Below are 11,764 nucleotides of genomic sequence, written 5' to 3'. Positions count from 1 at the left end.
CGCCGCCTTTACGCCTTGACCAGCTGGCGATAGTCCGGTTCCAGGTGGAACCAGTACGTGTAGCCGCTGATGTTCGGCTGCATCGCGACGTCCATCATCGGCTGCACGAGGGGGATGCGCGGCACTTCCTCGTGCGCGAGCTTGATCATGTCCTTCACCATGCCGTCGTACAGCGGCTTGCTCTCGGCGAAGCGCGCGTTCGTGATCAGCTTGTCCATGAGCGGGTTCTTGTAGCTCATGGTGTTGAACACCGCGTCCTGGCCGTGATAGCACCAGAAGAAGAAGTATTCCGGGTAGTTCAGCCAGCCGCCGAAGCGGTTGAGGACCATCGGCATGTCCTTCTTCAGCAGCGCCGCGCGCCAGTTGGCGCCGGGGATCTTGTTGATGCTCGTCTTGATGCCGATCTGCGCGAGCGCTTCCTGCACGAGGATGGCGGTGGGCTCGCCCACGGTCGCCGAGCCGAGGTCGTAGGACAGCGAGGTCTCGATCGCGCCCACGCCCGATTCGGCCATCAGCGCCTTCGCCTTCGCCAGATCGGTCCTGTAGCCGTGCGGCTGCGGCCAGGCGGGCGCCTTGGGGTCGTTGCTCGCCCCGCTCATCTTGATGCCGCGGCCGTAGAAGGCCGCGTCGAAGATCTTGTCGTAGGGGAGCGCATATGCGACCGCCTGGCGCACCTTCACGTTGTTGAAAGGCGGCTTCGCCGTGTTCATGCCGAGGTAGAACAGCGCGTTCTCGATCGGCAGGCTCATGACCTTGACCTTGCCCTTGTCGCCCGCGAAGTCGGCGAAGTCCTTGGGCGGCAGCGAGTACGTCATGTCGATGTCGCCGCGCTTCAGCAGCGCGCGCCGGTTGCCGGCCGAGGGCACGTCGCGCTGGATGATGCGCCGGATCTTCGGCAGCGGCCCGCTCTTCCAGTCGTCGAATCGCTCCAGCACGAGCTCCTGCCCGGGCTTGAAGCTCGCGACCTTGTACGCTCCGCCGCCCGCGGCGTTGGTCTTGAGCCACTCGGCGGCCCAGGGGTCCTTCTCGCTCGCGTTCTTCTTCGCCAGCGTCGCGTTGTAGATCGACGCGACCGGCACCGCCATGTCGGGCATCGAAAGCTTGTCCTTGCGAATGAACTTGACGTGGAAGGTGTTCGCGTCGATCACCTTGAACTGCGTGGGCTCTTCCAGCGAGCCGGCCTTCATCTGGAAGGTCGGGAAGCCGCCCATCGCGAGCGCGCGGTCGAAGCTCCACTTCACGTCGTTCGCGGTGACGGGCGTGCCGTCGTGGAACTTCGCGCCCTTGCGAAGGTAGAAGGTGACGCCCATGCCGTCCGCGTCCATCTTCCAGCGCTCGGCGAGCTCGGGCTCGAGCTTCGCGTAGTCGTACATCATCGAGCCGTCGGGCAGCTTCTTGCGGCCGTAGGTCATGAGGCGGTCGTACACGTTCCAGGCCACGCCGTAGCTCGGGCGGTTCGCGCCGAGGCCGTGGATGTCGAGCATGTTCGGCCCGAACTCGTTGGCCATGATCAGCGTGTCCCTGCGGTCCTGCGCCAGCGCTTCGCCGGCGGAGAGCGCGGAGGCCGCGACCGGCGCGAGCGTTGCGGCCTTGAGAATCGCGCGTCGTTTCGGGGACGTGGGACGGGTCTTCATGGGGTGCTCCAGGTTCGTCATGGATGGGATGCGGCGGGGTCGGCAAGCGACGCCATGTAGGCGCGCCAGCCGCCGAAGTGCGTGATGTCGAGCGCGTCGCGCACGGACTCGGCTTCGCACAGGAAGCCCTGCACGTGCCGGCCGTCGTCGAGGGTGAGCGTGCCGATGGACAAGGGCTGCGGCACGAGGCTCACGAAGGAGCCGTAGTGCGCGAGCGGCATGTCCCACAGTTCGAGCGCGATGGCACGTCCTTCGCCGCGACGCACGCGCTGCAGGCCCGGCTTGGGCGGCGTCGTGCCGGGCAGTGCATAGAGGCGGTAGTCGGCCGACGTCCGCGCGGGTCCGATCAAGCATACGCCGCGCTCCGTGAGCTGTGCATTGAGCGGCATGCCGGACAGGTGCGCGCCCACGACGGCCACCGTGACGGTGGCGTGTTCCCTGGAGGCGAGGATCGTCTGCGGCGCCGGCAGCGGCTCGCCCGTCGCGCCCTGCGCTAGCCCTGTCGCGTGGTGATAACGCTGGCCGAGTTCGGCGAGTTGCAGGTCGCTGGCGCAGGGGCCGATGAGCGTGATGCCGAAGGGCAGGCCGTCGGGCCGCAGGCTGCTCGGTACGGCGAGCGCCGCGTAGTCGAGCAGGTTGACGAAGTTGGTGTACGCACCGAGGTGGCGATTGAGCGACACCGGCTCGGCCCGCATGCGCTCGATGGTGTAGTGCGTCGGCGCGGTGGGTACGACAAGGACGTCGATCGACTCCCACATGGGCGCGACGCGCTGCGCGAGTTCGCGCACCCGGGCCTGCGCCTCGAAGACCTCGGCGGCGCTGTAAGCGCAGCCCGCGGCGACGATGCCGCGCACGGGCTCGATGACGGCGTCTGCATGCGAATCGAAGAAGTGGCGGATCGCCGAATAGCGCTCCGCGACGAGGGCGCTCTCGTAGAGCAGCGAGGCGGCCTGGGCGAGCGGGGCGAAGGGAATCCTCACGGATATGCCGCCGAGTTCGCGAAGGCGCCTTTGCGCATCGGCGAACGCGGCCTGCGCGAGCGCATCGCCATGGAACTCGAGTTCGTCGGGGATGCCGAACCGGAAGGCCGCCGGCAGCGGCGTCTCCTTCAGTTCCAGCTTGCGCGAGTACGGATCGCGCGGGTCGTGCGCGATGGCCTGCCGCAGCACGCGCACCGCGGTCGCGACCGTGCGCGCGAAGATCGAGACGCAGTCCACGCTCTGCGCCGCCGGCACGACGCCGCGCGTGCTGATCAGGCCCTTCGACGGCTTGAGGCCCACGATGTTGTTCAGGCCCGCGGGCACACGCCCGGAGCCCGCGGTATCGGTGCCCAGCGCGAAGTCCACCTGGCCCGTCGCGACGACGTAGGCCGAGCCCGAACTGGAGCCGCCCGAGACGTAGCGCGCATCGAAGGCGTTGGGCACGGCGCCATAGGGCGAACGCGTGCCGTTCAGGCCGCAGGCGAACTGGTCGAGGTTCGTCTTGCCGACGCACCTCGCACCAGCATCGAGCAAGCGCTGCACCACGGCGGCATGGCGCGAGGCCTCGTATTCGAACTCCGGGCATGCCGCCGTGGTGGGCAGTCCGCCAACGTCGATGTTGTCCTTCGCCGCGAAGCTCAGCCCGGCCAGCGCCCCCGCATCGGCCCCGGCAACGGGCCGCTCGGGCCGGGTGATCCAGGCCTCGGGCGCAAGGGTATCGGGTGGCACCATTTCTGAGCATCCAAACTTGTATTCAAGTTGTGATGCAAAGGGCGTGCCATGACGAGCCGTCGTCCCCGCGGAGGCGGGGATCCCGGGCTTTCGAAAGGGAGGGCGGGGGGAAGCCCCTGGATTCCCGCCTTCGCGGGAATGACGCGCGTTACGCCTGCTTCAAATGCCAGGCGCGGGGCCGCGTGAACGTCTGGATGCCGTACTTCGACAGCGTGAGACCCACGCCGCTGTCGCCCACGCCGCTCCAGGGCAGGCGCGGGCTCACGCGGTCGCAGCAGTTCCAGTAGACGCTGCCGGCATTCACGCGCGCAAGCAGTGCCTCCGCGCGCGCGCGATCGGGCGTGTAGACACCCGCCGTCAGGCCGTAGCGCGTGTCGTTCATCAGGCGCACGGCTTCCTCGTCGCCCGACACGCGCTGGATGCCGATGACCGGGCCGAAGCTTTCCTCACGCATCAGCGTCATCGTGTGATTGCACTCGCTCAGCACCGTAGGCGCGAACCAGTTGCCGGGCGTGCCCATGCGCAGGCCGCCGGTGTGCAGCGTCGCGCCCTTCGCGCGCGCGTCGTTCACTTGCGACTCGAGCACCGCGAGCTGCGCACCGCGCGTGAGCGCGCCGATGTACGTGTCCTCCGCCATCGGGTCGCCGATCCCGAAGCCCTTCACCGTGGCGACGAAGTGCGCGACGAAGGCATCGTGGATCTTTTCATGGACGTAGATGCGCTCCACCGAGCAGCAGCTCTGGCCCGTGTTGTACATCGCCCCATCCGCCAGCGATTCGGCGGCGGTCTTCGCGTCCGCGTCGTCGCACACATACGTGGGGTCCTTGCCGCCGAGCTCCAGCTGCAGCTTCACGAAGCGGCCCGAGAGCGCCTGCGCGATGCGCACGCCGGTCGCATGCGAGCCGGTGAAGAACACGCCGTCCACCGGCTGGTCGACCAGGTGCGCGCCGATGGAGCCCGCGCCGATGACGGGGATCAGCACGTTGCGCGACACGCCCGACTCGTGCAGCAGGCGCGCGATGTCGAGGCCCGTCATGCTGGAGAACTCCGACGGCTTGTAGAGGATGCAGTTGCCCGCGAGCAGCGCGGGCACGAGCACGTTGCAGCCGACGAACCACGGGTAGTTCCAGGCCGAGACGTTGGCCACGAGCCCGAGCGGCCGGTGCTCGATGCGCTCGGTCATGCCGTCCTGCTGCCACACGGTCTCGTCGGCGATGACGCGGTCGACTTCGTCGAGGAAGAAGTCGAGCCGCGGCAAGAGGCCGTTCAATTCGTTGCGCGACATGCGAATCGGCTTGCCGGTCTCGCGCGTCATGGTCCGCGCGAGCGGCTCCAGCTCGCGCACCACCGCATCGCGAAACCGCACGATGCAGGCCTTGCGCTCCGCAAGCGGCGTGGCGGCCCACGGCTGCTGCGCGGCGCGGGCGCGCTCCACCTTCATGGCGAGCGACGGCGCGTCGTCGCATTCGAGCTCGGCGATGCGCTCGCCCGTGGCGGGATTGTCGACCGGGAGGCGGGCGCCGCTCACATCGCGCCTTCGAAGAAGCGCACGAAGTCGGCGCGCGTGCATTCGCGCGGATTCGTCTTGTGGCAGATGTCGGCCCAGGCGATGTCGGCGAGCTTGTCGATCTGCTGCGGCGTCACGCCGTGCGTGGCGAGCGTGCCGCGGATGCCGACGCGCTCGCGCAGCGCGCGCAGCCATGCGGCGAGGCCGCGGCCGCCTTCGGGCACCTTGCAGGCCTGCGCGAGCTCGTCGAACTTCTCGGGCTCGGACTCGTGGTTCCACGCCAGCACCGTGTCGATCATCAGCGCATTCGCCAGGCCGTGGTGCAGGTTGCACACGGCCCCCAGCGCGTGCGCGCACGAATGCACCGCGCCCAGGTCCTTCTGGAATGCGATGGCGCCCATCATCGACGCCATCATCATGTCGCTGCGCGCCTGGAGGTTGGTGGGCTCCGCGACCGCGCGCACGAGGGCGCGTGCCGCGATCCGCGCGCCCTCCAGGGCGATGCCGTCGCACAGCGGGTGGTACGCGGGCGAGAGGTAGCTCTCGATGTTGTGCGTGAGCGCGTCCATGCCGGTCGCGGCGGTCACGTGCGGCGGCAGCGCGAAGGTCAGCTCGGGGTCGGCGAACACGATCCGGGCCAGCACCTTCGGACTGAAGATCACGCGCTTGAGGTGCGTGTCGTCCTCGCTGATGACCGAGGAGCGGCCCACCTCCGAGCCGGTGCCGGCCGTCGTGGGCAGCGCGATGAAGTACGGCAGGTCCCCCTCGATCGCGCGCGCCTTCGGATGATCCCACGCGTATTCGATGATGTCGCCCTCGTGCGTCGCCGCCAGGCCCACCACCTTCGCCACGTCGAGCGCCGCGCCGCCGCCGAAGCCGATCACGCAGTCGGCCGCATGCGCCTTGAACATCGCCGCCCCTTGCATCACCTGGCTGGCGGTCGGGTTGCCCTGCACGCCGGAGAACACGGCCACATCGAGCGCGCCCAGGTGCGACTTGAACTCGTCGAGCACGGGCAGCTCGGCGAGCGCCCGGTCGGTCACGAGCAAGGGCCGCTTGAAGCCGTGCTGCACGAGATGCGCGGCCACTTCCTTGCGTGCGCCGGCGCCGAAACGGATGGCCGTGGGAAACGAGAAACTGTTGAGGCTCATGGGCCGGTGCGCTCCAGGTGAATCAGATGATTTCGAAATAGCGCTTCATTTCCCAGTCGGTCACGGCGTCGAGCCACTGACGCCACTCCCAGTCGCGCGTCGCGGCGAAGTGATCGACGAAGGCATCGCCGAACCAGTCGCGCGCGGTGTCCGAGCGACGGAAGTTCCGCGTGGTCTCGATGAGCGTGCGCGGCGCGCGGGGGATGTCGTCCGAGCCCTCGTTTGTGCCCGTCACCGGGGCTTGCTTCAGTTCGAGCTGCTGCTCGACGCCTTGCAGGCCCGCCGCGACCACGGCGGCCATCGCCAGGTAGGGATTCACGTCCGCGCCGGGGCACCGCGTCTCCAGCCGCGTGCTCTTCGGACTGCCGGCCAGCACGCGGAAGCTCGCGGTGCGATTGTCGAAACCCCAGGTCGGCTTGACCGGCGCCCAGAAGCCGTCGACGAGGCGCTTGTAGCTGTTGATGGTCGGCCAGAACATCGGCGCGAATTCCATGAGGTAGGCGACCTGGCCCGCGAGATAACTCTCGAAGAGCTTGCTCATCCTGCCGCGTCCATCCGCGTCGTGGAACAGGTTCTTCTCGCCGTCCGACAGGCTCTGGTGGATGTGGCCGCTGCAGCCCGGATACTGCGCGCTCCACTTCGCCATGAAGCTCGGCATGATGCCGAAGCGCGCGCCGATTTCCTTGGCGCCAGCCTTGAAAAGGATGGCGCGGTCGGCCTGCTCCAGCGCTTCCGAGAACGCGATCGCGACTTCATAGACGCCCGGCCCCGTTTCGGTGTGCAGCCCCTCGATGGGCACGCCGAACGCGAGCATCTCGTCCATCAAGGCATTGAAATACTCGCGGTGGGCATTCGCGCGAAGGAGCGAATAGCCGAACATGCCCGGCGTGATCGGCTCCGGCGCCACGCCCTGTTTCGCGGCCCAGCTCTGCGGTGTCTCGCGGAAATTGAACCATTCGAATTCGAAGCCGCACATCACCTTCAGGCCCATGCGCTCGGCGCGCGCGAGCACGCGCCGCAGCGTCTGGCGCGGACACACCGCATAGGGCGTGCCGTCGGCGTTGACGAATTCGCCGAGGAAAAACGGCACGTTGCCGTCCCACGGCACGCGGCGCAGGGTGTCGAGGTCGATCCGCGCCAGCGCATCCGGAAAACCGTGCTGCCAGCCGGTGACCTGCGTGTTGTCGTAGGTGACGTCGCTGCTGTCCCAGCCGAACACGACGTCGCAGAAGCCGAAGCCCGACTCGGCCGCGCCCTCGAACTTGTCGCGGTGCAAATACTTGCCGCGCAGGATGCCGTCGATGTCGGCGGCGGCCACCTTGACCTTGGAGGCGCCCGACTGGCGCAGCGCGGCGAGCGCCGGATGTACGTTGCTGGACATTCAGCCTCCGCCGAGCCGCCTCAAGGAGGCTGAAGCCCCCTCGGGGGGCAGCGCAGTACACGAAGTGACAAGCGTGGGGGTCATGTCCACCAGCCTACGACAAAAGCCGGGCGGCGTGGGGTGACCGGAGGCGTGCAATCACACTTCGGACCTACGGTCGAGCATCGAGATTGCCCGGGACCGGGCACATGCGCGAATTGCCGCGCGCCAAGGATCACCTTATATTGGGGCGGTCAGAGATCTGCTGGGAGGAACGTCTTGGCTACACATCGCGACATTGCGTCTCGGCGCACCATTGCCTTCGTCGGCCCCGCGGCCGCGGGCAAGACGAGCCTCGTCGAGGCGCTGCTGGCGAAAGCCGGCGCGATCGGCGCGCCCGGCAGCGTGGAGCGCGGCTCCACGGTCAGCGACTGGGATCCGCTCGAGAAACGCGCGCTGCGCTCGCTCAACTCCTCGCTCGTCCACTTCACGCACGAGGGCATCACGAGCCACGTGATCGACACGCCCGGCGCGTCCGACTTCCTCGGCCAGTCGCTGCCCGCGCTCGAAGCGGTGGAGACGGCCGCCGTCGTCCTCAACGCCGCCACCGGCATCGAGCCGATGGCCGTGCGCATGATGGAGTGGGCCGCGCAGCGCGAGCGGGACCGCATCATCGTCGTCAACCGGATCGACGCGCAGGGCGTGGACCTGCCTGCATTGCTGGAGCAGATCCAGGCGACCTTCGGCCGCGAATGCCTGCCGGTGAACCTGCCCGCCAACGGCGGCTCGGCGGTCGTCGACTGTTTCTACAACCTCGGCAAGGACGGACCCGCGCCCGACTTCTCCTCGGTCGAGGAGGCGCACCGCAAGCTGGTCGAGCAGGTGGTCGAGGTCGATGCCGCCTTCGTCGAGCGCTACCTGAACGAAGGCGACGTCGACCCCGCCGAACTGCACGCGCCGCTGGAGCAGGCGCTGCGCGAAGGCCACCTCATCCCGGTGTGCTTCGTCTCCGCGCGCACCGGCGCGGGCGTCGCGGAGCTGCTGCAGATCATCGAGAAGCTGCTGCCCGATCCAACCGAGAGCAATCCGCCCGCGTTCCTCGAAGGCGAGGGCGACGGCGCCAGACCGATCCAGGCCCAGGTCGACTCGGGCAAGCACGTGCTCGCGCACGTCTTCAAGATCACGCAAGACCCCTATGTCGGCAAGATGGGCGTGCTGCGCGTCCACCAGGGCACCATCACGCGCGACAGCCAGCTCTACGTGGGCGACGGCCGCCGGCCGTTCAAGGTGGGCCACCTGTTCATGCTGCAGGGCAAGGAGCTGAAGGAAGTGCCGAAAGCCGTGCCGGGCGACCTGTGCGCGATCGCGAAGGTGGAGGAGCTGCATTTCGACGCCGTGCTGCACGACGCCGCGGAGGACTCGCACATCCACCTGAAGCCGCTGGAGTTTCCGGTGCCCGTGCATGGCATGGCGATCCTGCCCAAGCGGCGCGGCGACGAGCAGCGGCTGCACGACATCCTGCAGAAGCTCGTGAGCGAGGATCCTTGCCTGAAGGTCGAGCACGTGGCGACCACGAACGAGACCGTGGTGTACGGCCTGGGCGAGCTGCACACGCGCACGCTGCTGGAGCGCCTGACCGAAGTCCACAACTGCCAGGTGGAGACGCGGCCGCCGCGCATCGCCTACCGCGAGACGATCCTGTCGCCCGCCGAAGGCCATCACCGTCACAAGAAGCAGAGCGGCGGCGCGGGCCAGTTCGGCGAAGTGTTCCTGCGCGTGGAGCCCCTGCCGCGCGGCGGCGGCTTTCAATTCGTCGACGAGGTGAAGGGCGGCGCGATCCCGCACAATTTCATGCCGGCGGTGGAGAAGGGCATCCGCCTCGCGATGGAGCAAGGCGTGATCGCGGGCTATCCGGTGGTGGACCTGAAAGTCGTCGTGTACGACGGCAAGCACCACACCGTCGACAGCAAGGAGATCGCGTTCGTGCAGGCGGGCAAGAGGGCGCTGATGGCCGCGGTGCAGAGCGCGCGGCCCTGCGTGCTGGAGCCGATCGTGGACGTCGAGATCGCGGCGCCGGAACACAACATGGGCGACATCACGGGCGACCTCGCATCGCGGCGCGGACAGGTGAGCGGCACGCGCGCCGCTAATGACGGAGCGTTGACGGTGCTCGCGCAGGCGCCGTTGTCGGAGTTGTCGAGTTACCAGTCGCGCCTGAATTCATTGACGGGCGGGCAGGGACGCTACACCCTGGCCTTCAGCCACTACGAACCCGTGCCGCCGACGGTGCAGCAGAACCTGATGTCGCAGCACAAGGTCCACGACGCGGATTGACGGTCGTCCCTCCCTCTCTCCCGCAAGCGGGAGAGGGAGTGACAGCTTCCCGGTTTCGGATCAGCTGCCGTCGCCGCGCTGTCCGGAATCGCCGCCACGCGGTCCGCGCCAGCCGCTGCCGCCACCGCCTCCCATCTGCGGCTCCCGCTCGACCGCGGCCGGCGCAACCTGGCGCTGTGGCACGGCGACCTGCGCCGGCTGCTGCGCGCGTTGCGAACGCGACTGTTCACGCTGCTGCTCTCGCTGCTCGCGTTGCCGGACCTGCTGCTCGCGCTGGCGCTGCCACTGTTCGCGCTGCTCGACTTGCTGCTGTTCGCGCTGGCGCATCCACGCTTCCCGCTGTTGCGCTTCCTGCTGGCTGCGCTGGCGCTCCCGGGCCTCGCGCTGCTGCACCTGCGCTTCGCGCTGTTCGCGCTGCACGCGGTCGGCGTCGCGCTGGCGTTCCCCGCCGTTACGTCCATCGCGCCCGTCGCGCCCTTCGTGGTCCCGGCGCCCCACGCGCGCATCGCGCACATCGCGTGCATCGCGCGGCTGCGCGGTCGCCCCGCCGCCCACGGCCGGCGCCGTGCGAGGGTCGTTGCGCCCGTTCAGGTTCCACGCCGGCATGCCGCCGACCGCCGCGCCTTCGCGCGGCAGATGGCGCAGGCGCGGGGCTTCACGGTCGACACGGACCCGACCCCGATCGTCCGGCCGCGCGAAGCCCGTGAGAAGCGGCGCCCGGGCGATCACGTTCGAATCGAGCCGGTGCCAGTTTCCCCGCAGCCCGCGGCCGCGGTTGAAATCGTCGACGCGCACCGCAGTCACGCCGTGACCATGTCGCCGATGCCAGTGCGTGGCCCACGCGCCGGGCACGTCATGGATGTGCCGGTTGAAGTTGCGCACGTACACCGCGCTCGTGCGGTAGTAGGGTTGCCAGTACTCGCCGGGCGCGAGCGGATACCACGCGATGCCGGGGCTCGAGCCGATGCTGAACGAGAAGCTGGCCGAACCGTTGCCGCCGACGAACGCGACGACTGCGGGCGCATACACGGGCCGCACGAGATCGCCCGGCACCCACGCCCAGCGCGGGCCGATGCGTGCCCAGCGGCCATAGTGCGAGGGCGCGAAGCCCCACGGCGCCGCGTCGATCCAGGTCCAGCCCCAGGGCGGCACCCATTCCCAGCGGCCGTCGCGGTACGGCGCCCAGTCGGCCGCCACGTTCGCCGGATACCAGACGGAGCCATGGGCCGCATCCTGGCTCCAGGTGCCGTAGGGGTCGAGCTGCTGATAGCCGACGACTTCGCGCGGCACATGGCGCGCCGCGATGGACCGGTCCTCGCGCTCATTGCGCTCCGACGCGTAGGCATCGAACGCGTCGCGCGCCTGCCGCGTCGACTCGACGCGGCCGAGATCGCGCGCCGCGAAGGTCTGCTGCTGTCCCGCATTCAGCGTCAGTGTGCGGCCGCCTTCGCCGGAGACGAATACGTTGCCGCTGCGCACCGTCACGCGCGTGGTGCCCGCATCGGGATCGGCATCGATGCGGAAATCGCCCGCGGCCGCCGCCTGCACGGTCACGTTGGGCGTTTCGATCCGGAAGTTCTCGTCGGCGCGCAGTTCGCGCACGCGGGCGTTGACCGTGCCTTGCGTCAGGCTGATGTGCGACTGGCTGTCGTCGAGCACGACGAAGCCGAGGTGGCTGAGGTCGTCCACGTGCAACGTGGCCGTGCCGAGGTGCACCTCGGCGCGCGCGCCGTCGTCGGTCCACAGGCGGTCGGCCTGGGTCAGCGGACGGTTGACCGGCAGCTCGACCCACTCGGTGTCGCCGGCCGGCGCGAACACGACCGAGCCGCTGCGCTCGGTCACCGCGGCCACGCGGCCGGGCGGGTCGGCCTCCTGCGCCGGAGCGGCGGCGGCGCCCATCGCGAAGGCGAGCGCGAATCCCAGTCGCGCGAGGAAGCGGGGCAAGACGGTACGGCTCATGGGTCTTTGAACGCTCGGTTGGAAGTTCGTGCGTCGAACTTAAGGTAAAGACTGCAATCGCTTGCGAAGCCGGGGTTGACCTTGTGTAAAGCCGGACATGGCGCTGC

The 11,764-nt window shown here is 68.8% G+C and carries 7 protein-coding genes; 1 reads left to right on the top strand and 6 read right to left on the bottom strand.

The window, feature by feature from the left end; genetic code table 11:
* Positions 1–8: 8 nt before the first annotated feature.
* The 5 genes from AB7E83_RS14200 to AB7E83_RS14180 all read right to left on the bottom strand — a co-directional run bounded on the left by AB7E83_RS14200 (position 9) and on the right by AB7E83_RS14180 (position 7,385).
* The gene (locus AB7E83_RS14200) at positions 9–1,634 is read right to left on the bottom strand and encodes an ABC transporter substrate-binding protein (protein ID WP_428570492.1); all 1,626 of its coding nucleotides are present in this window, start codon (positions 1,632–1,634) and stop codon (positions 9–11) included.
* A 17-nt stretch (positions 1,635–1,651) separates the two neighbouring features.
* Positions 1,652–3,346: an allophanate hydrolase gene (gene atzF, locus AB7E83_RS14195; protein ID WP_428570490.1), complete on the bottom strand. Its 1,695-nt coding sequence runs from the start codon at positions 3,344–3,346 to the stop codon at positions 1,652–1,654.
* 148 nt (positions 3,347–3,494) lie between these two features.
* Positions 3,495–4,874 carry an aldehyde dehydrogenase family protein gene (locus tag AB7E83_RS14190; RefSeq protein WP_428570488.1) on the bottom strand — a complete coding sequence of 460 codons (1,380 nt, stop codon included), beginning with the start codon at positions 4,872–4,874 and terminating at the stop codon, positions 3,495–3,497.
* Positions 4,871–6,004, bottom strand: a complete 1,134-nt coding sequence (locus AB7E83_RS14185) for an iron-containing alcohol dehydrogenase (protein ID WP_428570486.1) — start codon at positions 6,002–6,004, stop codon at positions 4,871–4,873. The genes AB7E83_RS14190 and AB7E83_RS14185 overlap by 4 nt, the downstream gene beginning before the upstream one ends.
* 22 nt (positions 6,005–6,026) lie before the next feature.
* Positions 6,027–7,385, bottom strand: coding sequence for a glutamine synthetase family protein (locus tag AB7E83_RS14180; protein ID WP_428570484.1), 1,359 nt, complete (start codon positions 7,383–7,385; stop codon positions 6,027–6,029).
* Between the two features lie 258 nt (positions 7,386–7,643).
* Here AB7E83_RS14180 and fusA point away from each other — a divergent pair, with 258 nt between their 5' ends.
* Positions 7,644–9,698, top strand: coding sequence for an elongation factor G (gene fusA / locus AB7E83_RS14175; protein WP_428570482.1), 2,055 nt, complete (start codon positions 7,644–7,646; stop codon positions 9,696–9,698).
* A 60-nt stretch (positions 9,699–9,758) separates the two neighbouring features.
* Here the strand turns inward: fusA and AB7E83_RS14170 are convergent, their stop codons facing one another.
* Complete coding sequence (locus AB7E83_RS14170; RefSeq protein ID WP_428570480.1) at positions 9,759–11,657, bottom strand: DUF6600 domain-containing protein; 1,899 nt, start codon at positions 11,655–11,657, stop codon at positions 9,759–9,761.
* Positions 11,658–11,764 lie beyond the last annotated feature (107 nt).

Origin of the sequence: Ramlibacter sp. (assembly GCF_050250995.1) — a bacterium.
GTDB lineage: Bacteria > Pseudomonadota > Gammaproteobacteria > Burkholderiales > Burkholderiaceae_C > Ramlibacter.
The sequence above is the reverse complement of the archived record's forward strand: the minus strand, read 5'-3'. Positions and strand labels throughout refer to the sequence as shown.